Source organism: Mesorhizobium sp. LMG 17147, from assembly GCF_024297145.1.
Taxonomy (GTDB): Bacteria; Pseudomonadota; Alphaproteobacteria; order Rhizobiales; family Rhizobiaceae; genus Mesorhizobium.
This window is the reverse complement of record NZ_JANCTC010000028.1, coordinates 1-25,305: the sequence shown is the minus strand read 5'-3', so window position 1 is coordinate 25,305 and position 25,305 is coordinate 1. Positions and strand designations below refer to the sequence as shown.

The 25,305-nt window shown below is 61.3% G+C and carries 38 protein-coding genes; 15 read left to right on the top strand and 23 right to left on the bottom strand.

Annotation, left to right across the window (positions count from 1 at the left end; translation table 11 throughout):
• Nucleotides 1-56 precede the first annotated feature (56 nt).
• Entirely contained in the window at nt 57-1,670 is a 1,614-nt protein-coding gene (locus tag NMG46_RS27760) for an extracellular solute-binding protein (RefSeq protein WP_254820510.1), read from the bottom strand.
• 371 nt (nt 1,671-2,041) lie between these two features.
• Between NMG46_RS27760 and NMG46_RS27755 the strand changes: the two genes are divergently transcribed.
• Nucleotides 2,042-3,073, top strand: coding sequence for a LacI family DNA-binding transcriptional regulator (locus NMG46_RS27755; RefSeq protein WP_254820509.1), 1,032 nt, complete (start codon nt 2,042-2,044; stop codon nt 3,071-3,073).
• A 71-nt stretch (nt 3,074-3,144) separates the two neighbouring features.
• Here NMG46_RS27755 and NMG46_RS27750 read toward each other — a convergent pair whose 3' ends face one another.
• The 4 genes from NMG46_RS27750 to NMG46_RS27735 all read right to left on the bottom strand — a co-directional run bounded on the left by NMG46_RS27750 (nt 3,145) and on the right by NMG46_RS27735 (nt 5,484).
• Complete coding sequence (locus NMG46_RS27750; protein WP_254820508.1) at nt 3,145-3,321, bottom strand: hypothetical protein; 177 nt, start codon at nt 3,319-3,321, stop codon at nt 3,145-3,147.
• A gap of 56 nt (nt 3,322-3,377) precedes the next feature.
• Nucleotides 3,378-3,800 carry a DUF126 domain-containing protein gene (locus tag NMG46_RS27745; protein ID WP_254820507.1) on the bottom strand — a complete coding sequence of 141 codons (423 nt, stop codon included), beginning with the start codon at nt 3,798-3,800 and terminating at the stop codon, nt 3,378-3,380.
• Entirely contained in the window at nt 3,797-5,044 is a 1,248-nt protein-coding gene (locus NMG46_RS27740) for an aconitase X (RefSeq protein ID WP_254820506.1), read from the bottom strand. Before NMG46_RS27740 ends, NMG46_RS27745 begins: the two co-directional genes overlap by 4 nt.
• Nucleotides 5,045-5,229: 185 nt before the next feature.
• Complete coding sequence (locus NMG46_RS27735; RefSeq protein WP_254820505.1) at nt 5,230-5,484, bottom strand: hypothetical protein; 255 nt, start codon at nt 5,482-5,484, stop codon at nt 5,230-5,232.
• 274 nt (nt 5,485-5,758) lie between these two features.
• Here NMG46_RS27735 and NMG46_RS27730 point away from each other — a divergent pair, with 274 nt between their 5' ends.
• Complete coding sequence (locus NMG46_RS27730; protein WP_254820504.1) at nt 5,759-6,091, top strand: hypothetical protein; 333 nt, start codon at nt 5,759-5,761, stop codon at nt 6,089-6,091.
• 144 nt (nt 6,092-6,235) lie between these two features.
• On the opposite strand, the gene NMG46_RS27725 is transcribed toward NMG46_RS27730, so the two are convergent.
• The 5 genes from NMG46_RS27725 to NMG46_RS27705 form a co-directional block, all read right to left on the bottom strand.
• Complete coding sequence (locus NMG46_RS27725) at nt 6,236-6,913, bottom strand: hypothetical protein (protein WP_254820539.1); 678 nt, start codon at nt 6,911-6,913, stop codon at nt 6,236-6,238.
• A 442-nt stretch (nt 6,914-7,355) separates the two neighbouring features.
• Complete coding sequence (locus NMG46_RS27720) at nt 7,356-7,586, bottom strand: DUF2934 domain-containing protein (protein ID WP_254820503.1); 231 nt, start codon at nt 7,584-7,586, stop codon at nt 7,356-7,358.
• An 82-nt stretch (nt 7,587-7,668) separates the two neighbouring features.
• Nucleotides 7,669-7,881, bottom strand: coding sequence for a hypothetical protein (locus NMG46_RS27715; RefSeq protein ID WP_254820502.1), 213 nt, complete (start codon nt 7,879-7,881; stop codon nt 7,669-7,671).
• A 124-nt stretch (nt 7,882-8,005) separates the two neighbouring features.
• Complete coding sequence (locus NMG46_RS27710; RefSeq protein ID WP_254820501.1) at nt 8,006-8,311, bottom strand: DUF1236 domain-containing protein; 306 nt, start codon at nt 8,309-8,311, stop codon at nt 8,006-8,008.
• A 363-nt stretch (nt 8,312-8,674) separates the two neighbouring features.
• Entirely contained in the window at nt 8,675-8,971 is a 297-nt protein-coding gene (locus NMG46_RS27705) for a hypothetical protein (RefSeq protein ID WP_254820500.1), read from the bottom strand.
• A 168-nt stretch (nt 8,972-9,139) separates the two neighbouring features.
• On the opposite strand from NMG46_RS27705, the gene NMG46_RS27700 reads away from it, so the two are divergent.
• Complete coding sequence (locus NMG46_RS27700; RefSeq protein ID WP_254820499.1) at nt 9,140-9,415, top strand: hypothetical protein; 276 nt, start codon at nt 9,140-9,142, stop codon at nt 9,413-9,415.
• Between the two features lie 58 nt (nt 9,416-9,473).
• On the opposite strand, the gene NMG46_RS27695 is transcribed toward NMG46_RS27700, so the two are convergent.
• The 6 genes from NMG46_RS27695 to NMG46_RS27670 form a co-directional block, all read right to left on the bottom strand.
• On the bottom strand, nt 9,474-9,773 hold the full coding sequence (locus NMG46_RS27695; protein ID WP_254820498.1) for a hypothetical protein: 300 nt from the start codon (nt 9,771-9,773) through the stop codon (nt 9,474-9,476).
• 171 nt (nt 9,774-9,944) lie between these two features.
• The gene (locus tag NMG46_RS27690) at nt 9,945-10,268 is read right to left on the bottom strand and encodes a hypothetical protein (RefSeq protein WP_254820536.1); all 324 of its coding nucleotides are present in this window, start codon (nt 10,266-10,268) and stop codon (nt 9,945-9,947) included.
• The gene (locus NMG46_RS27685) at nt 10,268-10,471 is read right to left on the bottom strand and encodes a hypothetical protein (protein WP_254820497.1); all 204 of its coding nucleotides are present in this window, start codon (nt 10,469-10,471) and stop codon (nt 10,268-10,270) included. The genes NMG46_RS27690 and NMG46_RS27685 overlap by 1 nt, the downstream gene beginning before the upstream one ends.
• Nucleotides 10,456-10,725 carry a hypothetical protein gene (locus NMG46_RS27680; RefSeq protein WP_254820496.1) on the bottom strand — a complete coding sequence of 90 codons (270 nt, stop codon included), beginning with the start codon at nt 10,723-10,725 and terminating at the stop codon, nt 10,456-10,458. Before NMG46_RS27680 ends, NMG46_RS27685 begins: the two co-directional genes overlap by 16 nt.
• On the bottom strand, nt 10,725-10,937 hold the full coding sequence (locus tag NMG46_RS27675) for a hypothetical protein (RefSeq protein ID WP_254820495.1): 213 nt from the start codon (nt 10,935-10,937) through the stop codon (nt 10,725-10,727). Before NMG46_RS27675 ends, NMG46_RS27680 begins: the two co-directional genes overlap by 1 nt.
• A gap of 1 nt (nt 10,938) precedes the next feature.
• Nucleotides 10,939-11,742, bottom strand: coding sequence for an N-acetylmuramidase family protein (locus tag NMG46_RS27670; RefSeq protein WP_254820494.1), 804 nt, complete (start codon nt 11,740-11,742; stop codon nt 10,939-10,941).
• 149 nt (nt 11,743-11,891) lie between these two features.
• Between NMG46_RS27670 and NMG46_RS27665 the strand changes: the two genes are divergently transcribed.
• The 5 genes from NMG46_RS27665 to NMG46_RS29800 all read left to right on the top strand — a co-directional run bounded on the left by NMG46_RS27665 (nt 11,892) and on the right by NMG46_RS29800 (nt 14,081).
• The gene (locus tag NMG46_RS27665) at nt 11,892-12,077 is read left to right on the top strand and encodes a hypothetical protein (protein ID WP_254820493.1); all 186 of its coding nucleotides are present in this window, start codon (nt 11,892-11,894) and stop codon (nt 12,075-12,077) included.
• Nucleotides 12,078-12,250: 173 nt separating this feature from the next.
• Complete coding sequence (locus tag NMG46_RS27660) at nt 12,251-12,400, top strand: hypothetical protein (RefSeq protein ID WP_254820492.1); 150 nt, start codon at nt 12,251-12,253, stop codon at nt 12,398-12,400.
• Nucleotides 12,401-12,540: 140 nt separating this feature from the next.
• Nucleotides 12,541-12,708, top strand: coding sequence for a hypothetical protein (locus NMG46_RS27655; RefSeq protein WP_254820491.1), 168 nt, complete (start codon nt 12,541-12,543; stop codon nt 12,706-12,708).
• Nucleotides 12,709-12,875: 167 nt separating this feature from the next.
• Nucleotides 12,876-13,049, top strand: a complete 174-nt coding sequence (locus tag NMG46_RS27650; RefSeq protein WP_023675754.1) for a hypothetical protein — start codon at nt 12,876-12,878, stop codon at nt 13,047-13,049.
• A 480-nt stretch (nt 13,050-13,529) separates the two neighbouring features.
• A complete protein-coding gene (locus NMG46_RS29800; protein WP_302897190.1) occupies nt 13,530-14,081 on the top strand; it encodes an acyltransferase in 552 nt (183 codons plus the stop codon).
• Here the strand turns inward: NMG46_RS29800 and NMG46_RS27640 are convergent.
• From NMG46_RS27640 to NMG46_RS27625, 4 genes are all read right to left on the bottom strand, one after another.
• A complete protein-coding gene (locus tag NMG46_RS27640; RefSeq protein WP_254820490.1) occupies nt 14,070-14,783 on the bottom strand; it encodes a class I SAM-dependent methyltransferase in 714 nt (237 codons plus the stop codon). The two genes, NMG46_RS29800 and NMG46_RS27640, sit on opposite strands and share 12 nt — an antisense overlap.
• A 33-nt stretch (nt 14,784-14,816) precedes the next feature.
• Nucleotides 14,817-15,035, bottom strand: a complete 219-nt coding sequence (locus NMG46_RS27635; protein ID WP_254820489.1) for a hypothetical protein — start codon at nt 15,033-15,035, stop codon at nt 14,817-14,819.
• 3 nt (nt 15,036-15,038) lie between these two features.
• Nucleotides 15,039-18,242 carry an SGNH/GDSL hydrolase family protein gene (locus tag NMG46_RS27630; RefSeq protein ID WP_254820488.1) on the bottom strand — a complete coding sequence of 1,068 codons (3,204 nt, stop codon included), beginning with the start codon at nt 18,240-18,242 and terminating at the stop codon, nt 15,039-15,041.
• Between the two features lie 142 nt (nt 18,243-18,384).
• The gene (locus tag NMG46_RS27625) at nt 18,385-18,735 is read right to left on the bottom strand and encodes a hypothetical protein (protein ID WP_254820487.1); all 351 of its coding nucleotides are present in this window, start codon (nt 18,733-18,735) and stop codon (nt 18,385-18,387) included.
• Between the two features lie 588 nt (nt 18,736-19,323).
• Here NMG46_RS27625 and NMG46_RS27620 point away from each other — a divergent pair.
• The 7 genes from NMG46_RS27620 (at nt 19,324) to NMG46_RS27590 (ending at nt 22,999) form a co-directional block, all read left to right on the top strand.
• Complete coding sequence (locus tag NMG46_RS27620) at nt 19,324-19,536, top strand: KTSC domain-containing protein (protein WP_254820486.1); 213 nt, start codon at nt 19,324-19,326, stop codon at nt 19,534-19,536.
• A 114-nt stretch (nt 19,537-19,650) separates the two neighbouring features.
• Nucleotides 19,651-20,487, top strand: coding sequence for an RNA ligase family protein (locus NMG46_RS27615; RefSeq protein WP_254820535.1), 837 nt, complete (start codon nt 19,651-19,653; stop codon nt 20,485-20,487).
• 61 nt (nt 20,488-20,548) lie between these two features.
• The gene (locus NMG46_RS27610; protein ID WP_254820485.1) at nt 20,549-20,818 is read left to right on the top strand and encodes a hypothetical protein; all 270 of its coding nucleotides are present in this window, start codon (nt 20,549-20,551) and stop codon (nt 20,816-20,818) included.
• Nucleotides 20,819-20,843: 25 nt separating this feature from the next.
• A complete protein-coding gene (locus NMG46_RS27605; RefSeq protein WP_254820484.1) occupies nt 20,844-21,128 on the top strand; it encodes a hypothetical protein in 285 nt (94 codons plus the stop codon).
• A 28-nt stretch (nt 21,129-21,156) separates the two neighbouring features.
• A complete protein-coding gene (locus NMG46_RS27600; RefSeq protein ID WP_254820483.1) occupies nt 21,157-21,375 on the top strand; it encodes a hypothetical protein in 219 nt (72 codons plus the stop codon).
• A gap of 569 nt (nt 21,376-21,944) precedes the next feature.
• Complete coding sequence (locus NMG46_RS27595) at nt 21,945-22,406, top strand: hypothetical protein (RefSeq protein ID WP_254820482.1); 462 nt, start codon at nt 21,945-21,947, stop codon at nt 22,404-22,406.
• Between the two features lie 38 nt (nt 22,407-22,444).
• Entirely contained in the window at nt 22,445-22,999 is a 555-nt protein-coding gene (locus NMG46_RS27590) for a hypothetical protein (protein ID WP_254820481.1), read from the top strand.
• 35 nt (nt 23,000-23,034) lie between these two features.
• Here the strand turns inward: NMG46_RS27590 and NMG46_RS27585 are convergent, their stop codons facing one another.
• The 3 genes from NMG46_RS27585 to NMG46_RS27575 are packed head-to-tail and all read right to left on the bottom strand — an operon-like array spanning nt 23,035 to nt 25,000.
• Nucleotides 23,035-23,844: a hypothetical protein gene (locus NMG46_RS27585; protein ID WP_254820480.1), complete on the bottom strand. Its 810-nt coding sequence runs from the start codon at nt 23,842-23,844 to the stop codon at nt 23,035-23,037.
• The gene (locus NMG46_RS27580; protein WP_254820479.1) at nt 23,844-24,335 is read right to left on the bottom strand and encodes a hypothetical protein; all 492 of its coding nucleotides are present in this window, start codon (nt 24,333-24,335) and stop codon (nt 23,844-23,846) included. The genes NMG46_RS27585 and NMG46_RS27580 overlap by 1 nt, the downstream gene beginning before the upstream one ends.
• A gap of 2 nt (nt 24,336-24,337) precedes the next feature.
• Nucleotides 24,338-25,000 (bottom strand): hypothetical protein, encoded by a 663-nt coding sequence (locus tag NMG46_RS27575; protein ID WP_254820478.1) that lies wholly within the window; start codon nt 24,998-25,000, stop codon nt 24,338-24,340.
• Between the last annotated feature and the right edge of the window lie 305 nt (nt 25,001-25,305).

Sequence of the window (25,305 nt, the reverse complement as noted above, 5' to 3'; positions counted from 1 at the left end):
CGTTGGCGAGGGGAAGAGCGGCCGCTCCTCCCCTCCTTGGTAAGATCCTGCGAGGATCAGGCGATCGGATCGAGGACGGTCGGCCAGGCCTCCTTGTTGGTCTTGATGGCTTCGAGAAGCTTCTCCTCGCCGGTCCGGCGGGCAATCTTCTTCCACTCGGCCTCGGTGTCGGCCATCGCCTGCTCGGCCGTCTTGGCCTTGGTCAACGCGGCGACGAGATTCTCGTCCAGCGCGTTGTGGAAGGCGGTGGCGCCGGGATAGTTGATGGTGGGCACGGTGCGGGCGACCGTCTCGCGCACCACGTCCATGTGGTAGGCGTGATAGGTCTGGCGAACCAGCGGATCGGAGAAATCCGACAGCCGGAACGGATCGAAATAGCCGCCCGGATTGGCGGTCATCCAGGCGTAGATGCGGCTTGAACCCAGCCACTGCAGGAACAGGTAGCAGGCTTCCGGGTTCTTGGCTTGCGAGGAAACCGACGCCGACAGGTTAAGCCACAGCACCGAACGGCTGACCAGTTTTCCGTCGATCTCGCGGCCGGGCGGCAGCATGGAGCCGATCTTTCCAGTGACAGCTGAATCCTTGTTGCCGGCATTGTCGAGGAATTTCGGCAGGTTGGAGAAGGCACAGGTCATGGCCGCACCGCCCTTGGCGAAATTGCCGTACTGCTCCGGCCAACCCCAGGAGATCGCATCCGGCGAATGATGCGAGAGCGAAGCAATGTACTCGTTGGTCGCCGCGATACCTTGCTCCGAATTGATCAGTGGCTTGCCGGCATCGTCGAACAAGAACTGATTGGGCGAAGCCATTGAGCCATAACGCTGATACCAGTTGGTGTAGCCCCAGCCCTGGTTGCGCAGATCGGTCGAGCCGAACAGGCCCTTGTCCGGGCGCTGGAAGAAGGCTGCGATCTCGTCATGCTGCTTCCACGTCTTCGGCGCCGCCAGTTCATACCCGTATTTGTCGGAGAAGGCCTTCTTCTCGGCTGCGTCGCCGAACAGATCGGTGCGGTAGACCCAGGTCTGGAAATCGCCATCCAGCGACACGCCGTAGGTCGAGCCGCGATACTGGTTGAGCAGCGACACGCCCTTGGCGCCGTTGACGTAGCCACGCTCGGGATCGTCCCATTCCGGCTTATATTGTGCAACGAAGTCGTCGAGCTTGAGGATGCCGCCGGTTTCGGCGAGGTCGCCAAGACGGTTCCATTCGACCGCGTAGATGTCGTAGGCCCCACCCTTGGTGGAGATGTCCTGCATCGTCTTGGTGAATTCCTGGCCGTTGGGCACACCGACGATCTCGAGCGGAATGCCGGTTTCCTTCTCCCATAGATCCTTGATCGACGGCGCGCCCGCCGGAAACGGCTGCGTCAGCTGGCCGATCGAACCGTCGGACAGGCCGAGCACGATCTTCGTCGGCGCCTTGCCGGCGCCCTTCATCGCCTTGGCTGCCTCGATGGCGCGGCCCTCGGGTGTGTCGGCGCCATACTGATAGCGCTCCGAGCCGTCGAAGCCGGTCGGGCCACCGATCATGCCGGGCGCCAGGGCATCGGCCGCATAGGCACGGCTTGGGCGAATGAATTTCGGCGCGATACCTGCGGCGGCAACAAGCACTGCCGCCTTTCCACCGGACGCCAGCAAACGGCGCCGCGACACGCGGATCAAATTCGACATTGGAAATCCTCCCTCAGGGCCTTGTTCCTCCACGGCCCTTATGATGGATATTGACGGCACTGCACCAAGGCTGTCAACATCATAAATAATCAAGACACATCATAATATCTCAAGGGAGGGGAAAATGGCGTTTATCAAGGCTCTCGCACCGAAGCCGGTGCTTGAATTTGAGGGGAACCAGGCTGCCCACCTCGGCGCGTTGGTCCGCTTCGGAATTTGGTCTAGCGCAGCGACTTGCGGATCGGCCAAGGCCGGTTACATCATTTCCCATCAGAATCGCGAGCGGCGATGAGGCCGCTCTCCGACATCGGACCTATGAAATGCGTAATCTCCATGCGCCTTTGGCACATTTTGGAATGAGGTGATCGACAGTGCGGTCCACCCTGACAGACATAGCTCGGGAAGCCGGCGTTTCCGCCGCCACGGTCGACCGTGTGCTCAACAACCGCGCCGGGGTCAGGGCGCGCACTCGCGAGGTCGTGCTCGAAACGGCACAGCGGCTTGGCTATATCGCTGAAAATTCAAATAATCCGAGCTCGCTCAACGCGCTGCGCGGTGAGATCATACGGCTCGATTTCGCCCTGCCCGCCGGCACCAATTCCTTCATCAAGATGCTGCACCGCCAGATCGAGGCGCAGGCGCAGTCGCGGCCTGACCTCGACGTCCGCGTCGCCACTATCGAAGGCTTCAATCCGGATCGGCTCGCCCGTCTGCTGCAGGAACTGCACGGGCAGACGCAAGGCGTTGGTGTGATCGCGCTCGACCATCCGACGGTGCGCGAGGCGATCCGCTCGCTTTCGGCCAGCGGCGTCAAGGTGGTCACCCTCGCTTCCGACATCCTGCATGTGCCGAGGGTTGCCTATATCGGCATCGACAACCGCGCCGCCGGCCGGCTCGCCGGCTACCTGCTCAACCGCTTCATGGGCGCAGGGCGTCCGGGCAAGGTCGCGCTGTTCGCCGGTTCGCTCTCCTACCGCGGCCACGAAGAGCGCGAGATGGGCTTCCGCCACATACTGACGGAAGAGTCGCCCAATCTGCAGATCGTCGAGATGCGCGAAATGCTCGACGATCGGGAAAAAGCCTACTCTGAGGCCTCCGCCCTGCTGGACCGGCACCCGGACCTGGCCGCCATCTACAATGTCGGCGCTGGCAACACCGGCATCGCCCGCGCGCTGAAGGAACGCGGGCGCGCGCTGTCGACGGTCTTTCTCGGCCATGAGGTGACGGAAGGCACCAAGGAGCTCTTGCTCGACGGCACGCTCGACGCGGTCATCGACCAGAACCCGCGCGTCGAGGCCCGCGAGGCGCTCAACACCTTGACCCACGCGGTCAAGGGCTTGCCCTACGAACTGCACCAGCCGAGGCTGCAAGTGATCTTCAGGGAAAGCATCCCGGAGATCTGAACCCAGGTGAATGGCCGGGGTTTCGTGAATCGTGCCGGCGCGCTTATCGACGCCAAGATCGTCAGCGTCGTCTATTCTGGCCAGCCGCTGAACAACAGGATGTTGGAAGACCAGCTCACCGTTGGCGCGCGATATCTCAGCGTTGGCAAGATCACGCGCACCAACCGCAGCAACCGGACGAACCGGCGCTCGTCGATGACGGCTTCGATCTGGTCAATGTCTTTGCCAACTGGCGCATCAACGGCCACGCCAAACTCGATTTCAGCGTCGACCTGGCGGCGGGGCGCGGCGGGACGATGGCCGGCTAGAGCTTGCTCACCATCGCTTGCGCATCTTCGCCCAGACCGATAGCGATCCGGTCGCCGGAGGCAATGCCTGATATGTCGCAGACGACCAGCGGCATGCTGATTTTGTAGAGGAATTCGGCAACGATGGCGCCGACGGCAAGGATCGGGTCCGGCCGCTCGAGGATAATGCCGGCCGGCGCCGTCCCTCTGCGAATCGCTTCGGCCAGAACCGAAGACGAGGACGACGACCCCCGCCCGCTCGGCATCAGCAGGATCCTGCCGGCGATGTTGCCGCCCAGGTCCGGATGCGAATGGTCGATGATGTCGCCCGTTTCGACATCGATCCCGCCCCAGAAGCTGAGCGCCTGCGAAAGCACCAGCGCCGGGCCCTGTGCGGAGCCGGCAAGGTGGAATGTACCGGTCGTGGCCGGCGCCTTCATGGCGCGCCTCGCACGACGCGGCCGGCCGCGGCCGAGCGGACGCAGTCTTCCATGTCGCCGAAGCCCACCGAGAGACCGATATTGCCAGGTGCGTAATGCGCCCATTTTCCCGAATTGGTCATCACCACGCCGTCGAGACGCTCGAGGATCGACGTGACATAGGTGCAGGTGTCGGTGACCGGGACAAGGCCGAAGGCTTCCATGCCGGCCAGTGCGCCTTCGTCCTGCAGTCGTGTCAGCGTGGCACGCCCTGTGTTGACATAGATCGGGACGCCCCTGCCCGGCGCAACTTCGCGCAGCAGCGGCAACAGGCGCATCCACTCTTCATGGGAGAAATGCGGCGTGCCTAACGACACGGCTGCAAGCTGCACGCCGTCGGGGACGCTCGACAGCCTGGCCAGCGCATGGCGGATATCAGCGCGAGAGATCCGGATTTTTTCCTCCGGCGCCAGGCCGTGCAACGCCTCATCCAGCGTCGTCGCCTCCGGCGTAATGCCGACCGCATGAAACAGCGCCACAGCGCCCGTCGTTGCCGCCGCCGCCCCCAGCGCCTTCAGTTGGTCCTCGTCGCGCGGCTGCGGCAGGCCTGATATGACAGGAATGCGGTCGCCGCTCTTTTGCCCGACAAGTAGTCCGACACCCACGAACAGGGCGTCGCTGGGCTCGAGACCGCCAGTCAGCTCGAACAGGATCTGGCCTCGTCGATTTTCACTCAGATGCAGCCCCCAGGCCGGCGCGCGTCCGGTCATTGCGCAGCATAAATCGATGAAATCGCCATAACGGTTGGTTCGCGCCCCGATCACCGAATTGGCAAAGACGATGGCGTTGGACTCACCCCAGGCTATCTGCTCGCCGAACCTTGGCCGGAATCGAGTCTGATAGGGTGCGCAGGTGAAGGTCGCCTGGCAGCCGAGGTCCAGATGCGCCATCATCAGGCGACGCGCCGGCGCTTCTTGCGACATCGGCATCTTCACCAATCCGGGATGAATGAGGTCGAACGAACCGACATTCAGCGTCGTCGGCACCCGAACGCGGCCGCCGCCCTCGATCAGCCTTTCGACGAAATCGAGGCTAGCCTGGCCGTGATAGAGGCAGCCGTCGATATGGGCACCGGCAATATTCAACAACTTGCGGGCGCCGACCGCCTTCGCGAAGGCGACCAGGATCTTCATGGCGGCAGCCGCTGCCGACCCTTGCTCGCCATGCAGCATCGACTGGTCGCCGGTCGTCAATTCCAGCGTCATCGGCAAATTCCCGAGCCCGCACTATGCCGATCAAGCACTCCCTGATTGCGGAGCGTCTGGCAAGACTGAGCTTCGGATCTCTTCTACTTCGCGGCGATCAGCAGACCAGACGTTCACAGCTCATCGCAAAGCAAGAGAGACGCGAAGCACAGTCGGAGAGCGGGCGATCCACGGCGGAAACGGCGCTATTCCTTCTGGGACGGTCCGTCGGCGGTGCTGCGGTCACCATCTGCAGAATGCGGCAGGATGCCGAAGTCGCGCGACTTGGTCCCATGCGCCGCCGTCAGGAAACCATCGGCTGTGAGACCTCGCCTCAAAAGCTCACGTACCGCGGCCGACCGGCTCGGCATGTGCTTTTCGAAGCGCCAGTTCTCCAACGCCGCCAGTTCATCGACAGTCAGCATGATCTGCAATCGTTCCGGGCGTTCCAGTTCGGACATCTCGGCCTCCAGCATACCAGCCCAAACGCAGCTGAGTTAGTATGTCCCTGATTTTGTGTAGAATTAGGTACGTGAGCAGAGTACGTCAAGACCTTCAGATGGGTGACTCATGCAGAAGTCCGATGAAGCGGATCAAGCATCAAATGGACAATCAACAAAATACGCTAACTATTTGACACGAAGCGATTTTTCAAGGGTCTTCGCTTGCCAATCACGAGCCCTGGGCGCATGGTAGAACACGAGGGACAAACCGCTCCTGAAAGGAAGGTTTTCCATGCGCTACGGATTTTCGGTTCGCCTGCACGAAGACGTCGGTTCCCGAGTTCGAGCTACATTGCGGTCAGGGATTGCCATCAATCTGACTGCTGTCGCCGAAGCCGTGCGACTGCAGAACCTCGCCGAGAATATTGCGCGCGAAGACATCGAATGGCTCGTCATGCAGGCAGCCCAGCTCCAAGGCGCAGCTATCGAGTTCGACGGCTTCGCGGAAGCCGATCTGGCGGAGTTTGCGTGCACTCAGCTGATGCAAAGCAGCCCCGCATTGGACTGGGACGCCCTGGAAGGCGGGGTGGCCGTTTCGCCGGATCTTGGCCGTCAAACACATTGAAGCGCGTGCTCTTGTGAGCCCAGCCATGCTGCCGCCACGTGCTCGGCAAAAAAGCCCGCCGCAATGGCGGGCTTTGGACCGCTGGAGGTCTGGTGGACGAAGGCCTCTCGGCCCGGTCCGACATTTCATTCCGATGTATTCGCCTTAGCGGCGCGCGATAAGCAGGCACAATTGGCGCAGATCGCTATCGTAAGTGCCTTCGCTACTCAGCACGTCGACGCAGCGCTTCTTCATCCTGGCCAACTTGTCGCTCGATATGTCGGCGACGACCTGGGGCAAGCTGGAATTGCTGGGATTGGACGGGCTGCCCGGGTTGGACAAATTGCTCGGATTGGTACCACCGATCCCGACACCGGCGCCGGCATTGATGCCGCTGCCGACCCTGACCCCCGCGCCAGCCCCAACGCCGCTGCCGATACCTACCCCCGCGCCGGCGGCAATGCCGCTCGAACCGCCAACCGTTGCGCCGGCACCAGCGTTGATGCCGCTTCTGCCCCCAACCGACGCGCCGGCGCCTGCGGCGATGTCCCTGGAACCCCCAACCGTAGCACCGGCACCGGTGTTAATGCCGCTGCCGCCCACCAAGGCACCGAAGCCTGCCTTGATGCCGCCGCTGCCGCCAACCGTTGCGCCGGCACCGGCGTTGATGCCGCCGCGACCGCCAACCGTGGCGCCGAGGCCGGCATTGATGCCGCCGTTGCCGCCGATGGATGTTCCAACACCAACGGCAATTCCGTTCGCGGCATTCACGGGCATCGAGAGCATGAAAAGCGCTACGCTGCCTGCCACTGCACCGGTGATTGTTTTGATGTTGATGGTCATAACATTCTCCCTGCTGTAGTTTCGCTGAGCAACCCGCGAACTCGCCGGTTGCATTACGCCCTAAGTGCAAGGAAGAAGATCGGTTTCTTTGCCGATCAACTTGCTGGTCCCATGGTGTATTTTCAAAGAACAGCCGCGTGAAATTTGTATTGAAATTTTCCGAAAGTTTGAAGCGATGCGAGAGTCAGCTGGTGGGCGCCGCAACAGACGAACGTCGCAACGGGTCGGCGGCCGAAAAGGCGAATTCCTAATCTGCAAACCACAACATCAAACCGACCCCTCGGCAATAGAACAATGGGCCGAGAAGATCCGCGCTGCGCGGGTTTGCTTCACCGTGCTGCGTCATTTTTGACCGGTCTGGACTGTCTCTGCTGCCGACCGCGGACGAAAGTACAGAGCGCCGAACCGCGAGATCCAGCGTTGGAATCAAATCCGCGCGAGTTCACGCTTTGCGTGGTCGCGCCTTGGGTTTGGTTCCGTCCTTGGCGGCCGGCGCCGGCTTAAGCTGACGTGCTTTCGACTTCGGCCGGCTGGCGGTCTCTTTCGTGGCGATTTCTGCGTCGATTTCGGCGGTAGCCTGATCCCAATGCTGCTGATGCGCCCCGTCGGGCCTGCCTGCCTGTTCCCAGATCGCGTGTGCACGCTGGCGAATCCGTTCCTGTCTGTCCCTCACCGTTGCCTCCGTCGGTTTATGCGTAAGCAACTTTGTTCTAGCTGAAATTTCGACCGGCGTCTTGAGCCCCCAGGCAACACCGTCATTGAACCTCTCTGTCACACAGGACGGCGACGCCGAGGAGCGCCGCCTTCTTGATGATCAGCCCTTCAAGGTCGGCGTCCGAGCGCTCGGTTCCGGTGCGTTCGCGCAACAGTGCAATCGCCGCCTTCATCGACAGCAGCCCATCGCCTCGTTCAGCAAGCAGTTTGTCGACGGCGGCGGCCACGTTGGCCCGCTCGACATGCGGCAGCATGGGAATGGCTCCTTTCCTTGTTTCGCGACGACAGCGGCTCCATCCCGATCGCTCGGGATGGAGCTCTTATTCGATAATTTAGACCGTGACCTTTCCAAATCCGGTTCGCGGTTTGGAACGCCGATCACTCGATGACGTGCACGATCTTGCGGGTGCCTGGGTCGACGAGCACGGTGCGATTGCCGACGACGACGTATCTGTACTTCACGTCGGGAACATCGATCGGCTGCAGCTCGACCGTATCTGGCAACGTGGAACCGATATTGAGCTCCACGCCCAGAAGATTGATCGACGCCAACGGGTGCTTATGGACGTATTCGCGGATGACCGTCTGCTGTTCGGGCGTGACAATCACCTGGTCCGCGGTGGCCACGCCGACGCCGGCGAGCAACACCAATCCCGCCGCAGCAGGAACAAGGTGGATTTTCATCGTCTACTCCTGTTGTTACGGGCCTCGCCCTTACAGTTGCGACGCGGCTTTCCGGTCGAAGCGGCGAACCCTCTAGGCAAACGCCCACGCCACCTTGTTGTTCCGTAAGTGGCGGCTAATCGAATGGCGGTGAAGTGCCCGCGCGGTGCGGCGAATGAACTGCAAATGAGCCACGGTGGCCCGCGTCACAAGACGCGGGCCGATCGGTTTCCCGATCAGCAGCGACACCGGAGGGGGTGATATCGGCTGCGTCTAAAACAACGTTTAGGACAAGCTAATGTTCCTGAGCGAGGGCAACAAACCTGCCGGTACAGCGCGGCGTTACCGCCCATGGGCAAGCCCCTGTGGCAGCAAATGAAGCGGCTACTGCTTGGGCGGTTGTGGCGGCACCTCGCCAGGCTTGAGCACCGGGGTCTTGCCCTCATTCGGCGGTGGCGCCGCCATGCCCTGATCGCCCGTTGGCGGCGGCTTCAGGACCCCACCGCATGGCTCGAGCGTGTCGGACAAATTGCTGCCGGCCGGCTTCTGCTGCTGGTTCTTCTGATCCTGCGGCTCGACCTTGCAGCGGTCGGATTGCGCCTGTTCGCCCGGCTGCGCGGCCGCCGGCGCCGCCAGCACGAGCGCACCTAGCATATACGGCAAGAAAATGAGCGGTCTCATGTCGAGCTCCTTTCGCGCCAGTATCTTCTGAATGTGAAGGCGGGCAGGCGCGATTGGTTCCGTCGTGCGGCAATGCGCCCAGACCGCAGCGGCCCGGAACCGGCTGCCAGACTTATGAGTTCAACCACTGAGCCAGTTCAGGGCCGCCGACATTATGGAGAACCAGCGATGGAACCGCGCAGGAAAGAACGAACCGACGACGAGACCGAGAGCCCGACGATCCAGCAGCAGGACTGGGATGCCATCCGGAGCGGGAGAATCCTCCCTGACGGCGTGCCGCAGAACGGCGACATCCGTTACGACGTCGAGAAAGACGGCGAACTGCCGGAGGAGGACGACGACAACGCCTACCAGGACAGCGACGAGGCCTTGCCGGACGATACTGAGGAACGCGTTATTTCACGCGATCTCGCACGCGAAGGTGGTCCTTTCGACGAGGAATGAGCGACTGCCTTCGCATTGCGCTCGCTGTCCGGGTAGACGGTCGGATGAGCCTCTGCTTTCAATTCGGGAGGTCGAAGACCGGCTCCTGGCAGCGATAGACCAGACATTGACCGTCACGCGTCTTGATATACGCGGAGCGCGGCACTTGCGGCCAGTCGCATTCATTGCCGAATTGGCGGACGTAACGGTCGTAGGTGTTCTGGCCGGTGGTCAGCACCACCGAGCGATGCCTCTGGATCAGAAGCTGCGTCTGTTCGCATGTCATCGCGCGGCTGTCCGGTCGGGCGTCGGCCGTCGCGGCAAACAGAAGCGCCCCGGCTGTAAGGACTGCCGCTTGTGTCAGGACTCTGCCAAGCATGAGACCATCTCCCGTGAAGCCTAACGCGCATCTTGGTTTCGCAAGCGCCGGATCGAGCCGCCCTCGCAAAGAAAAGATCGTACAGATTGCCAGGAAAAATGCAAAAGCCCGCCGCACCTTTCGGCGCGGCGGGCTTCAACTGAACGTCACTCTTAGTCAGGCTTGGGCGGCTTACTCCTCCTTCACCGGCCCGAACCGGCGCACGATCATTTCGAAGACGATATCCGAGATCCACATCGCCGATACGCCAATCAGAAAGGCCGCGGCCAGCGTCGTGGTGTCGTCGTCCGGCGAAGGAAAGGGCAGGCCGACGGCGCGGAAATAATGCACGACCGGCAGCGTCAGATAGGCCGCCGCCAGCGCGCCGCAGATCGGCGAGGCCACCATTTCGCGGACCTTGTAGCGGTGACGTGACAAGGCCCGCAAAATGCCGCCGGACAGGCCGGCGACCAATACCGGCGCCTTGATGCCCAGAACGTCGAGCAGCTCATGCATCATGGCGTCCACCCGCACCATCTGGCGCCCTGCCCGTTGAAGGCGTTCATCTCGTCGAGCTCGGGCCGGGTCATGGCGGCGACGACCGGGGCGGATGGCCGGCGTGGCTGACTTTGGTCGCACCAGACTTGCCGCGGATTGCCGGCCGGCGCGGTTGTCGTGCAGCCGGCCAGCACCAGGCAGAGGATCAGCGCCTTGCCCATTTCTCAGCCTCCGCTCTTGCTGCCGCATCGGTCATTCCGGCGGCCTTCCGCCCTTCGGCGGAAGCCTCGCGGTTCATTTCGAGGCGGTCCTCGGCGGCCGCGATTTTTGCCTCGACCTGTTTGACCGCCTCCTTCTTCGCCCGGTTGATGCCGCCTGCAATGTAAAGGCCGATGCCGCCGGCCACAGCAGCGAATACCGTCATCACGACCTTGTTGCCGATGATGGCGCTGAGAATGGCCAGGAGCGCGGTCATCACAAATCCTCCGCGCGGCGGCGGCGCAGGAACTCGGTCAAGACGCCGTTGATCACAAGAAACCAGGGGAACCATTCCCCCGGAATGACCGGCGAAAGAACCTGCGGGTCGACATAGGTGACGATAGCCGCGATAACGCCGATAGCCGCCTGAAGCCGCGCCCAGAATATTGTTTCGCTGTCGCGGAAGAAGCTCTTGATCCGGGTCCACATGTCATTTCCTTCCGAATAGTTTGAGGATTGCTGATAATTTGAGGATGGTGGCGATCAGCGCTGCCCAGAAGCCGGGCTTGGCGGCAGGCACAGGAGGCCCAGGAGGCGCGAGCGTGGCGGCCGCTTGTGGAACGGGAATTGGGCTCGCTGGCTCTGGCGGAGCTGCAGGGACGACCGCCGACGACACCGGGTCGGCAGACAGCCAAGGCGTGTCCTTGATGCGCGACCATTTGCGATAAGCCTCGGCAAGCCTGGTATCGTAGGCGTTCTTGCGATAGCCGGCGCCGTTGTAGCCCTTGGCGAAGCCCGCCCAGTCATGATTGCGCAGATTGTCGTCGAGCTTGTTCGTCTTGATGAAGTTGATCGCGGCCTCAAGCTGGGCTTCCTCGTCGGCCATCATGGCTTCCACCATGGCCTGCACTGTCGCAAACCCGGCGGCGGCGTGGTTTTCGCCGAGAACCTGGCCAAGGCCCCATGACGCGGATTTGAGCGCCGCGGTTTCGTCGATCGCACAAGCTGCCTTGAGCCGTGGGTAGCCACCCCTGGGATAGGGCTTCTCGCCCCACTTCGGATAGGCGAGGCCAGCGGCCACCGCTCTTGCCCGCTTGGCACCCGACAGGTTGCGGTAGAAGACGTGCGGTTCGAACAGGATGACCGGCCGGCCAAGGGCGTCGAAGCCGTGCCCGCTGGTTTCAACATCGAGGAACGCATGCATCTCGTCCTCGCCGACGCCGATCCGGGCGCCGAGTTTCGGCAAGTCCATATCATCGAGGCGCCTGGCGGCGCCCTTGAACAAAGGGTCCATAGGTTTCCTTTCCGCCCTTGCGGGCAGGGTTTTGAGGTTAAACAGCAGTGCGTGGCGGCAGAGCAGAATTGGGCGGCAGCGCGCGCCGATGTGGCAAGCAAGGTTGATGTTTTCGACCCGTCATGTGAAATGGCCGCGGGATGGTGCACATGTCTGATGATGAACAAACCGCTGCGGCGCGCTGGACGGTGAAGTCCGAACTCCGCGCCGTCGGTCGCGACAAGCCGCTGCTGCTGGTGCTGGCGGCGATCCTCTGCCTCTATTGTGCGTTTATCGCCGGACCGATCGTCTATGCGGTGCTGGCCATCAACGGCATTGCGGATTTCTTCAAATGAAGCCGGTTCCGGCGATCTCGCTCCGGTCCCGGTTCCTGTGCCTACCGCACCCGAAATTGCTCGACCTGGATGAAATTGCTTAGCCGGGATGAAACCGTTCCCGTCTATCGTTCGTACCTGTAGCGGGTACGGGAGGACACGTGACGATAAGAATCAGGCTTCCAGGCGGGACTTTGAAGATCAAGAAAAGGGACGAGCTGCGGCGGCGCGAGCAGAAGCGCGAGGTGCCGGTGTGGCAAGTCGGCAATTTTTTCGTCATCTGGTGGCCGAGCGGCATGTCCGATCGCCCATCGTCGCCCAACAAGTCCCCGCCCAGGAAATAGCCCGGGCACCCGACGATCCCGCCAATGCGCGCCAACCTTCCGAGACCGCTAGACAAATCCCAGAAAAAGTCGGCGGACGGGCGTTGACTCTTCCGCCACGGAAGGTTTTGATGCTGCATTGCACAATCAGGCGGGGGCCGATGGCAGTACGTATCAGAATGCCAGGCGGCACGCTGAAGGTGAAAGTGTATCGCGAATTGCGCGATCGCGAGCGCGCCCGCCGCATACCTGTCGTCAAGATCGGCCGGGTTTATTTCACCTGGTGGTCGAACCGCCAGCGACTCATTGACGACCAGTCGCCACGGTGAACGTCCCAATTCTTCCGACCTGGCATGCGCCTGGGAAGCCCGCTCAGCCTCCGCAGGCGAGCTCGCAAGATAAGTTGATGAGGCTGCTGTTGACTCTTCCGTGACGGAAGGTCTCTACTTACCGCATTGCACGAAAATTGCTGCGTTGCACAACGGGAGTTGGACCGATGGCAGTGCGTATCAGGTTGCCTGGCGGCACTCTGAAGATGAAGACCTATCGTGAGTTGCGAGCCCGGGAACGCGACCGCCGCGTGCCTGTGATGAAGATGGGTTCGCTTTATTTTGTCTGGTGGTCGAAAAGCCAGGAACCTCACCAGAAGCCGCAGGACAGCAGACGGTAGCGGCTCCGCCGGCGACGGGTCCGCGTCGGCGATGAACCCTGAGAATTCCGAAATACAACTCCAGCTGTAGGAATTTTTGGTCGGCCGGCTGTGCCATTGTTGGTGCGCACAGCATCCCGAGCGGCCCTCGCAGAGCGATTCTTCAGACGTCTTTTCGGCGATTTTCAAACGGCGTCCAGACTGGCGGGCGCGGGTGTTTGCAAGCTTGCAAACCGCCGCCGCTTGTCGCAAATGCTAGGTCGTAAAGAGACGCATGGATGATGGAGGCTGACCTGTCTATTGCGAACAGCCAATTTCGGTTGTCGGCTCAGTTAGCCGACGAGCCACCAATCCGACGTGCAATTATTGATTCGGACCTCGAAGACGCGGCACGGACATTCTTCGACGGGGTATCTGAACACCAACATTGGAAGCATTTCTTCCAGCGATCGCAGCTTTTCGCAGAGAGGGTGCGAAAGTCGCGCTTCGGCCGCAACTGATATGCCATTCGTTCCACCATTCCTCTACCGCCTAGCCGGCATCAATTCCGGCCCCGCAACGAAGCTAAGTTTGCGGACCGTCCGCAGTTTGCGGCGAGGCAAGCATGCGATCGGCGAAGAATGCATCATCAACGGCGTCTTTTCCTTCGATCGCGCCGATGCAAAGATCACCGTTGGAAAAAGATCCTATATCGGCAAGAGCCACCTCGTGGCGGCTGAGAAGATCGAAATCGGAGATGACGTGATCATTAGTTGGGGGACCACAGTCGTCGATCACAACTCACACGCGACGAGTTGGCAAGACCGCAAGGAAGATGTCGCCGACTGGCATCAGGGAAAAAAGGACTGGTCAAAGATCACCATTGCGCCAGTGAAGATTGAAGACAGCGTCTTTATCGGCTTCAACGTCATTATTCTCAAGGGCGTAACGATCGGCAAGGGATCGGTCGTTGGTGCGGGGTCTGTCGTCACGAAAGACGTGCCGCCCTTTAGTATGGTCGGCGGTAATCCTGCAAAGCAAATCGGCGGCGCTGCTGCTAGATCAGCGACTTGAGCACAGAGCTCCGGCCATGTAGGCCATGCTGCGCATCGCCGTCTTGGGTGCAAACCTTAGAAATTCGGTCCGCAGTCTGTGTTTTACCCATCCTTTTTTTTCGCCAGCCAAGTGCTGTTCATAGGCGAGGTCGTGCGCAAAAACCTTTAGCCGTTCTACCTTTAGCCCGGACGTTTTGAGAAGGTTTTCAAACGTTTGGGTCGTGTAAAAGTTGATATGCCCATACGGCCCTGACATTCGAATGGCCTTGCTGAGATCTCGCGTATGCTCCAAAGGCACTTCAATATAGAGCTTCTTGCAGACCCGAGCTGCCTCCCTCAGAAACATCCGTTCGTGCTCGACGTGTTCGACGACGTGAATGGCAAGCCCGAGATCGAACGACTTGTCGGGATGAGGGATGTGATAGCCGTCGAATACGTCGATGCTGTCCAGTTTGGCGATTTTTCTTGCCTTGATGGCCTCGACGCCGCTCTTCGAAATCTCGACGGCGCCAAGCTTCTTACCGAGCCCCTTCCTGTTCAGCTTATCCAGCACCGCACCTTCACCCGCCCCGATATCAAGAATCCTGTCGAAGAATTGGCCTTGAATGACCGCTTCGATGTGCCCGACCGACTGGTTTGAAGCTATGTCCCGTTTTGCGGCTACTTTTCCATCGGCGTAATAGTCGTCATAGATGTCGATGATGCTGCCAGCATGCGCCATGAGACAATCCTCCAAGGATAGCCCCCGCCGACCTCATCCTGCCATTGCCTGCGAATGGCGTCCAGCGTCGACTACGCCGCCTACCCAGACCTCAACGAGACCCTCAATGTCGCCGTCAGGAACCGGGATTTCGCGGCTGTGTGCCGGATCCTTCGGCTTTGCGACCATGATCATTGCGCCCACCACCAGCCATTCCTCGCCCTCCTCGAGCTCGGTGATGATTTCGCCCTTATGCTGAATAGCGAATGCCATTGCTTATCCCCTTTCCGCGACTTGTTCGATGAAGCGCAGCGCATTGCCGTCATGGCCGGCATCGTTGAAATGCAAGCCCTCTTGATAGTTTCCCGAATTGATGTAGTCGAAGCCGTCGATCGGGATGGTCAGCACATTGCGCGATCGATAGGTTTGACGGATTGCGCCAAGGGCGGCATCATAGGTCCGACCGCCCGTGTAGCTTGCATCCCATGCGGCTGACGGCCGCGTCGGCGGCATCACAAGGATACGCGGTGCAGCGGCCGCTTCCAGCGTGTTGATGATTGTTGCGATGTTTGCCGATATCGTGGCCGGCGGCGTGCCAAAGCTGTCATTGATGCCGAGCGCCAGGATGGGCACGATCTTGCCGCCGGCGTAGCCGCATTGAGCGGCGGCCGATGTAAGACGCGCGGTGTTGAATGACGAGAAGGCATAGCTGCCGTGTGCCGCGCGCAAGGTGCGCAGGCGCGGACGCGAGCCGGCCGCCTTGACGCCAAGCCTGATGAGCCCGGTAATCTCGACAGGACCGCCGACAGCCGTAAGAGTGTAATTGCCGCTTTCCGCCTGCCCGGTGAGCGACGGCCCCGAATACCTATCAAGCGCCAGGGCGCCGGCGCAATTGACGGATTTGTACGCCGCGCCGCCGTTGAAGACAAAGGCAAGCGATCCCTGAGCGGCGTCCTGAGTGTAGTGGACGTCGACCTGTTCATAGGTGCCGGTAAACGCCAAGGAAGCGCCGGCGGCGAGGATGATGCTCTCGCCGATCGGCCCGCGCGACCCTGTCGACACGCTCCCGGCGACGGTGACGCCATAGAAAGTCGGAAGGTAGGTAGAGTTTGGCCGCAAAGCAGTCATGCCCGGTTCATCGTCGGCAATGCCGATATTGGCAAAACGCGTAACCAGGTTGAACCAGTGTTTCGGCCCGTCGCTGGCAAGCGCCCAATGGCCGATGCTATCGGCGATCAGGCAGAGCACATCGTTGTTGGCGATGTGTTCGGCCATCGTCGCGCGAAAGCCGTCATAGAGATTTTGCAGCGACGGCCGGCGCGGAATAAAGAAGCGCTTACTGTTGACGGCCGGCTTGCCAGGTCCCCAAAAACCGTCGCCAGATGCGCGAATGGCCGTCAAGGCGAAATTTCCAGGCGGCACATAGGGATTGGGATGAGCGCTCGCCGCGGACGCAAACAGCGCGGTCGCATCGACGACGCCGTTAGGATCGGCGCCAGCCAGCAGGTTCATGCCGGTATTGCTGGCGCCGCCGGTCAAGGCCCGGTCGGCATCGGCGAGCAGACCGGTCTTGATCGTAAAGCGGACCTCGTACCGATGCTGGGCGGACGATGCTACGGTCGCGCCATTCGACAGCGCGCCTGATTTGATCCATGCCGGGATGCCTTGCGGGTTGACGTTGTTTTGAAATTTGTAGGCGCCACCGCTGATCGCCGGATATTTGCCGGCTGGGATTGGGATACCCAGCGGGATATGAACGACCCCGTTGACCAGCGTCACCGCATATGTGCTTAGGATGTTGACCACCAACCCGCCGAGATAGTCCACTACATGAATGAGCGCAGCGCCGGCGCCGGCGCCAGCGCCAACGTCCACCGCTGTAATATGGCCGTCGGCCGGCGCTGGCGTCTGCATGATGACGCTGTAGCTGCCCGGAACGTCCGACCCCGTGTTGACCAGCGTCGGCCAGCCGATTTCCTGGCTAACGCCGACAGCGGAAACGAGACCGTTTGCCGTGGTATAGGCAGCACGCGCCTTGACGGCGACTTCGCCGGTGAAGGTCGCCTTCCACTGCGGACCATTTACAGCGCCTATAGTCTTGGCAGTGTGCGAGGCCGGAACCGCCGCCGTGAACCACTCGACTTCGCCGTTCGGAATTGCCCCGGCAGTGTAGTACCAGCTACCAGCGCCAGTGCGCTGGACGCCCAGGACGCTGCCGGCAGGCTTCAGGATCGAAAGCCCTGAAACAACAGACGACGGGCCGGCTGGAACGGACATTGTCTGCTCGGAAACCAGGCTAAGCGTCCCGTCGCCCTCGACGTGGGCAATAAGGATGTGGGCTGTTCCCGGCACGATGCCAAATCCAAGCTCCAAGGTCGACAGATATTCATCGACCGTCGACAGCGATCCAGGCCAGAAATAGACGCTGTCGTTCGTAATCACCGTGCCGCCGACGGAACCCGTGATCGGAACGGGTCCGACGATCCTTGAGCTGATCAGGCCAATTTCCGCCGTTGCCGCCCGGACGCCCATATCAACTGCCACCGGTCCGGCCCCGACATTGAACAACCCCAAAGAACCAGTCGAAACTTCGGTCCAGAAATACTCGCCGACATCGACATTCCTGCCCAGCACCGCCGCGGCGGCGGCGCCGGCCAGTCCTGCCGACGCCGCAAAGCTGAACGTCGGCGCCACTGTGTAGGAGCCCGGCGCCGTGATCAGTATCTGCGTCAGCACCCCGCCCGCCACCACGAAGCGGCCGGCAGCGCCCGAACCGGTGCCGCCGGTAAACGCCAGGTCGAACATGCCGTTGGCGCCGCCCGAGCCTGGCGTGATCGCACCGTTGCCGGCGACGCCGAAGCCGATTGCCGCGGCAGTCGTCGGGAAAATGCCCTTGCCGTAAAGCGATGCGTCGCGTGCGGCCTGAGCGCTGATGACGGCCGCCGCGGCGGCGACGGCATCGGAATTGGTCGCAGCCCGGTCGGCTGTGGTTTGTCCGGCATTCGCGGCGGAAGCGGCGGCACTGGCGGATGCCTGGCCGGCGCTGGCTTCGGCAGCATCCTTCAGCGCCTGGGTTTCATCGCGCAACGCTTCGACCTGATCGACCATGTCCGCGATGTCGGGCGGAACGGATGCGGTGATGGTGATGGCATCGGCGCCGACGGCCGGCTCGTCGGCCGTGAACTCGAACACGCGGCCGCCATTGACCGATCCGATCTGGGTGTGGACGGTCGTGCCCTTCTGCAGGGTGCGCGTAGTGCGGGCATCGGCGGCGCGGAACCATTCGCCTGCGCTCGCGGTGTAGATGCCGTTTTGCGTCGGGTCGGCCTGGTCCTTGACAAGCACGCGGTCGCCGACCTCGGCCGGCACGCCGTCGATCGCCTGCAGGCCGTGCAGGAGGATGTCGGCCGTGGTCGCGAGGCGCACGGGTTCGCGTTCGCCGGTCAGGAGACGAACGGCGGCAGTTGCAGGTCGGGACATGAGGGCTTGCTCCATAAAAAAAGCCCCGCATAAGCGAGGCTGGAAGGGGTTTAGTGCTGTCGGTGGGAGACTTAAGCTACGCCGCCGGACACCGCGCTATCCGGCGCAGCCGGCGATTTTCCGGACAGAGAGCGGCAACGGGCTACAGCAATCCGCCAATGAGCCTTCTTGTGCCGCCCATTGCCGCCAGTCCGCAGGCCATGCCGGCGCAGTCGGCGACCCAGTCGAGGATATCCATATCGCGCGCGATCAGTTGGGCGCCCTGAAGAAGCTCGATCGCCGCGCCGGTGATGGCGAGGAGCAGGACCAGTCTCGTCTTGTGTTCCGGCCAGCCGAGGCTTCCCAGCGCCGCCAGCACCGCGAATGCCGCGGCGTGGTTGAGCTTGTCGTGGTGGAAGGTGAAGCCCAGGTCCAACTCCTGCAGGAAGCGCACCGGCGAAAGCGCGAGCAGGAGAACGCCGGTCAAGGTGAGCAGAAAAACGATCCTTGCCATGGTCGAAAAAGAGTCCGTGCGCAACAGGTCAATCCTTCATCTGAAATGGGAGACGATCCAGAAGGCACCACCGACTGGACCGCCCTACGGTTATCAGGCCATAAGCCAGCATCGTGACCACAATCAGACCGCGGTAAGCAGAAAATCAGCATGCGTTCCTCGAACTTCGGAAAAGATGTCCTCGGCGGGCTTGCGCGTCATGTTGCACTAGTTGATGTTGCCGGTGGGCAAGCATAACGGGGGGTGCACTATGAAGCGACTAGGTTTTCTAGTCTCGATTTTGGCCGGCTTGGTAGGGTGCGCCACGCCCCCCGACAAGATTGCAGGAGTTCCGAATGCCGGCCCTTGCACGCAGGCTGACAGAGAGCGTTTGGCCGTCATATCAAATCAGCAAAACAAAGCTGCGAGCGGCGATGCCTTGGGCGTATTTCTCATAGGCATACCCGTCTCTTCTCTTTCAGGCGGCGACCATGAAACCGAAATTGCAGTCCTCAAGGGACGCTGTGGCGCGCCGAAGACTTAGCGAGGAGCATCTAGGGAACGCGACCGCCTTCTTGACCATTGATAGCTTTTTGGTCGAGCGCGGTGATGCCATCCACGTCGATACGCAAGACGGAATACGATCCGGAGAACAGAATCCTTTCGATTTGGTTCGTGGCCAGTGGCAAACGGTACGAGTTTGAGGGCGTACCGCCGGAGACCTATGCTGCCTTCAAAGCGGCCTTCGCCAAGGGCCGCTACTTTAACGATCACATTCGCAACCACTTTCGCTACCGGCTTGTCGCTACCGACGACGGGTGACTACCTTTGACGATCATCCCCCGTTCGAGGGATGCGTTACGAGATACCAAGACCTAGACCCTAGTCGTGATAAAGGGACCGACTACCGGAGGTCTAGAGTTCATCCCTCCGATGATGCCTACTCTGGTAGCGAAGCCGCCCCAGGGCGCCGGATGGAGTCACGAGGTCAAGTTCGACGGCTACCGCTCCCAGATCATCATCGACGCCGGCCGCGCGCGAATCTTCACCCGGCATGGCCTAGACTGGACATCGAAATACCGCGACCTGGCTGCGGCAGCCAAAGAGATGGACGTCCAGAGCGCCATCATCGACGGTGAAATCATCGTCCTCAATGACACGGGCCTGTCGGACTTTGCCGAGTTGCGCAAGGCGATCACCCGGCGTCAGCATGATCTCTACTTCGTCGCCTTCGATCTCCTGCACCTCAACGGCCATGATCTTCGAGGGATGGCCTTGGAGGAGCGCCGCGAAATCCTCGCCGGCGTGATAGAGGCCGGTGGCCGTATTCAGTTCAGCGAGGCGCTGCCAGGCGAAGCAAACGCGATCTACCATTTGGTAGACAAGGCCGGCCTAGAGGGCATGATTTCGAAGCGAATAGACAGCAAGTATGTCAGCGGCCCGACTACCAACTGGCTGAAAACCAAGTGCTACACTATTGGCGAATACGAATTGCTCGGCGTTGAACGCGAGCTCGGGAAACCGGCCTTTGCCCTGATGGGCGAGCCCGGCACGCGAAAATATGTCGGCAGCGCTTTCGTCAGCGTCAATCGCGAAATGCGCGAGCGGCTGTGGAAGCGGGTCCAGGAACATGCCGGCCCACCGCCAAAGAACATGCCAAAGCGGCCGGCGACGCAGTGGGTCAAGCCGGGGATCAAAGCTCGGGTCAAACATCTCAGGGGCGAGGAAGACCTTCGCCACGCTTCGCTGCAGGATTTCTGGGACGAAGAGTAAGCCTTGTTGCGTCCATCGACTCGTAGTGCTTTGCTGTTCACCTCACTAGGGAGAGGAAATCATGGGCCTCACACAAAAGACCGACGGCCACCTGTCGGGTGGCGATATCGAATTTCTGATGTACGACAGCAGCAACGGCATCGTCAGCGTCACCGTGTCTCAGGAAGCCCTCGAGGATTACGCTGATCCTCGGGGGCTGAGCGGCAGCGATACTCTTTCGATATTCAACAGTGCGCTTGCCGACATCATTGAGGCTGCGGATAAGGTTTACGATAGAGCCGGCACAAATCAACGTCGCTTGCTGGTGTCGACCCGCGACTTAAACGGGTAATACCCTTATGGGAGAGGGCAGCCACTTGGATATTCCAGACAGAGAGAAGTCGAAGGGAACGTCGTTTGCCGCATTATGGGAAACCCCATCGTATTGGCCACGCGACGTCCACAGGTTACCCCTTGACCTCTTCGACAATCTTGGCCGCGGACGCCAGACAAACGAGCTCTATTGGGATGGCAGCAAGCTCGTGACCGAAAAGCGGTTCTCCGGTTTCGAGCGGGGACTTGCGGTGGCCGCTTTGATCCTCACCGGGATAGGGGTTGCGGCCACGATCGTTCAGGCATGGGCTTCAGTCCAAGCACTTTAACGTTTTGAGCTAGGGGGAGGTCAAATTTATGCACAACTGGAGCGGATGGCTCGCAGCGATTGTTTTTATCGTCCTACTAAATGTCGGCGCGAACATCATTGCCCAGAAAGTGTACCCGACAGTGACGCGCGACGGCACGGGTCGCAGGATTGCATACCGTGTCGTTTTCGTCGGATCGTTGTTTGCTCTCTTGGCGGCTTGCTTGTTGGTGCTGCTCGCTTTCGAGGCGGCCGGATACCGGATGTGATCACTGCCGCGCTGCTACTCGCCGGCTATCTCACTATCCTGGCATCGGCTAAGCCTCTCGACCGTTTCGATGATTGCCTTTGCAAGGGCCTCGCCCTCATGGACGGGCTCAGGCCCGTAGAGCAGCAAGACGGCCTCCTCGCTGGGCAGCACTCCGGCGGGGCACGTCTGTTCAATAGCCATGCGAACCAGTTTGAGGCCGGCCCAGGCATTTTGGATAATGTCTTGATCTCCCATGCTAGCCTACCTTGTCACGCAGCGACCGTCCTTCTCTGCTGTGGGCGATATTTCGCGACAAGCCTGACGTTGTCGATGTCGGCAGTCAACAGTGGTCTCAGGTCGTCACTGTCTCAATCGCCGTGGGCGTGGGGTCAGCTAGGCCACCGTCAGGCTGTCCTGCCCCAGAAGCAGCAGAGCCGCCAGTTCAGCCCGCGCTTTGCCAAAAGTGAACAAAAAGAGAACTATAGAGTCAAGAGCCTCTTGACGTGAGAGGAAAATATTCCTTATTCCTCTTCATCTCAGCAGGAAGGAAACGGTGGCGAGGCGCCAGAAGCGCTGGCCGGCGAAGCTATGGCAAAAACAGCAGAGGACAATTTCCGGATCGAGGTTTGGGACCGCGATGAAAAACGACTGATCGAGACCATCGGGCGGTCGCCGGATTCGGTGGTCAGCCAAGCTGCCTGGCAGGCAGCAATCCGCCGGCGGCCGGGAATGCTGCTAATTCATTACAACGGCCGGCATGTGATGGAAAAGATTATAACGCCCGGCGAAACGAAGGTTGAGCCCCAGACCATAGTCGACGGCAGCGTCCACGCCGGCCTCGATGCCTCCCTTTGCGATCTACGCGAATGGCATTCGCTGCGGGCGTGGTGCAAAAACTGTTCGCACCATGCCGAGGTAAAGCCCGCGAGCCTCATCCGGCGATACGGAAAGGATGCGCTGTTCAGCACCGTGGAAAGGGCACTCTTCTGCACGAGTTGCGATCGAGGTGGCCCTGTTCGGCTTGAGATACACAGCCTGCCAAGGAATTAGCTGCCGATTGTCTAGCCTCATCATCTTCCGGTGAGTCGGTGTCGCTTAAACAAAGGACGCCGACTGCCAAAAGTATGAAAAAAGAAGTATGGTCCTCATCTTTCGATTCTTGGGGTAAGGCGATGGTGGGTGAAGTCTTTGCGGGTATAGCCGCTTTTAAGACCATGTTCGATTTGGCGAAGGCTCTTAAGGAGATGGACGCCGCGAACATTCGGAACAACGCTGTCATGGATTTGCAGGACAGGATCATGACAGCACAGACAGCTTATGCGACGCTGGCCGGCAGCGTAAGCGAGCTTGAAGCACAAGTGCGACGCTTCGAAACATGGGAAGCTGAGAAACAGCGTTACCAGCTTGAAGAACTGCCACCCGGTATTTTGATGTACCGCCTGAAGAGCGGTATGGAGAACGGCGAACCGCCTCATAAGATATGTGCCAATTGTTATAACAAGGGCATCAAATCGCTGCTGCACAACACCGGAACGTACAACGGAAGAACTCATTGGAAATGCCACTCCTGCGGTTTTGACGAGCACACTGGGAATTTCAACCCGCCTCCAGTTAACCGGAGGGGAGACGGCCCTTGGCGCTAATCTGAAGCCAAAGGCGCGGTTGGGCTTCGAGGAAACTATTCGATACCGGCCGGCACCTCGGCCGCACGTACCGCCGCTGCGTGAGCGTGTCGGACCAACGCCTGCTTTTCGTCAGGCGTGAGATCGGCGAGGCGGGCGTCCGCCGCCTCCCCACCCAGCATCTCGGCAGCGCGCCTCGGATCTTGGGCGATCATCGCCTGGACGAGCGCCTTGGCCGTGTTGCTGCGCCAGGCGGCCTCGGCCGCTTGCCGGGCAAGCGGGTTGCCCATCTTGCCGATCAGGTCGAGCCCGCTCTGCCTGATCGCCTCGAATGTTTCTGTGTCGTTCGGGTCGCTTTGCGCGATCGAGCTGGTATAGATTTGCTCGACCTTGTTCCACTCGGTCTGCTCGTAGGTCTGGCGCCGCGCGTGCTGCTGCGCGGCCATGCGCGCCGAGCCGGCCAGCCGCAACGCCTGCTTTTGCGCGAGGAAGTTGGCGCGTTCGCCCTCCGGCACTTTCGCCACGGTGTCGTCGAAGATCTGGTCGAACAGGCCGGGCTTGACGACGCCGTCGCTGCGCGGATCGAGCTGGCCATACATGAAGTCGTGCAGGCCGCTGCCGTCGGTCGGCGCGGTCTGCACCGCCACGGCCTCGGCGTGGGCGATGCGTGCGTTCAGCTCGCGGCCGATAATGTCGGCGTCGAACGCATCCTGCTGCTGCTTCTGCTGCCGGAAGCGTTCGGCAATCGCCGACAGCTCGTCGCCAAAGCCTTGCATGGCGGCGCCCACCGGCGAGCCGTCGGGATAGGCGGCCACATTGCCGGTATCGAGCCGGCGCTGGGCAAGCTGGAGCGGGATGGTGGCCATCAGTAGAGGCCTCCGCCCGGCGCCGGCGGGAAGGCGGTTCTGCCGAACGTCACCGCCTTGGCCGGGTCGTAGAGGCCGGAGATGCCCGACACGAGGCTGCCGCCGGCCTTGAAGATCGAGGCGCCCACCGCCTGCCTGCCGGAAAAGCGCGCGATCGCCGCTTGCGTGGCGAGACCGTTCTGGCGCAGCTGCGAGCCGTACTGGATCGCCTTGAGGTCGAGCTGGCCCTGCCTGGCATTGGCGGCCAGCACCTCGGTCGGCGAGCCTGCGATGGCGACGCCGGAAGTGCCGGCCTGGGCACGCGCCTGCGCCTGGAGGAGATCCTGCTTGTGGCGCTCCTGGCCCTGCTCGAAGGCCGAGCTTTGGGCGTCGGCCCGCGCCTGCTGTTCATAGGCCTTGGCCTGGTAGTCGGCCATCTGCTTGGACTGCTGGCCTTCCGCCAGCGCGCCGCCGACGGAAAGCGCCGTACCGATAAGAGCTAGTGTGCACATGGTCAGCCTCGGCTTCGGCCCCGGACAGAAAATCTCCTTGTCGCGCCTCCGACCGGCGCCCCAACCGCCGGGCGAGGGTCGAGCGCGCCGCCCGGGCTAAAGAGGGACAATAGCTGCTTGTCGGCCTGGAGCGCTGACGCGCCGAGACCAGCGGGAGCTGCGGCGCGCGGTCCTGTCGTGGCAGCACGGCGGATGATTGTCATGTTGACCTTGAGATCGGCTTTGCCGGCGGCGTCGAACCGACTGTTGGCGCTGGCAATGTCGCGTTTCAATGCATCCGCCTCGAACAACTGCCGCCGTAATTGCTCGATCAGCCAGTGGACCATTTGCCAACGCTCGCCGAGAGCCTCGGCCTTTATCCTGACCTCGTCACCGGGCGCCCGCGTATCGGCGCCGGCTTTGTTCTGGGGGGCGCCGACGCGGCGCTTGTCGGCCGCCTCGATGGTTTTCTCGATCAGCGCAATTTCAACGTTGCAGTCGTCTAATGCGGCACGCACCGCCGCCAGGTCGCCCTCGCCGAAGACCGCGCGATCCTCGGCCTGTTGCAGCTCCTGCTTGCAGGCGATCGCATCGTTGAGGGCAGTGTCGAGCAAGGCGATGATGGCTACCAAATCGGCAGCCGTCCGCGCCTTGCCGAGTTGCTCGGCATGGGGGATTTGAGTCACGGGTGGGTTCCTTGGTTGGGGAAGCGATGGAGGACGGAGCAGGTGATCTCCCCCCTCGAGGGGGAGATGGCCGGTAGGCCAGAGGGGGTCGTCTCGCGTGGAGCGCCAACCCCTTCAATTCGCGATGGGAGGCCGCGTCAGGACGTGCCGACCCCCTCTGTCGCCTTCGGCGACATCTCCCCCTCGAGGGCAGGGCTATCGCATATGAGTGATGGCATTGATGAGATAGTCGTCGTTCCAGGCGCATTTCTTGATGCGATGGCTGATGGGGACTTTGGCTGCATCGGCGGTCTGAAGGATGTTTC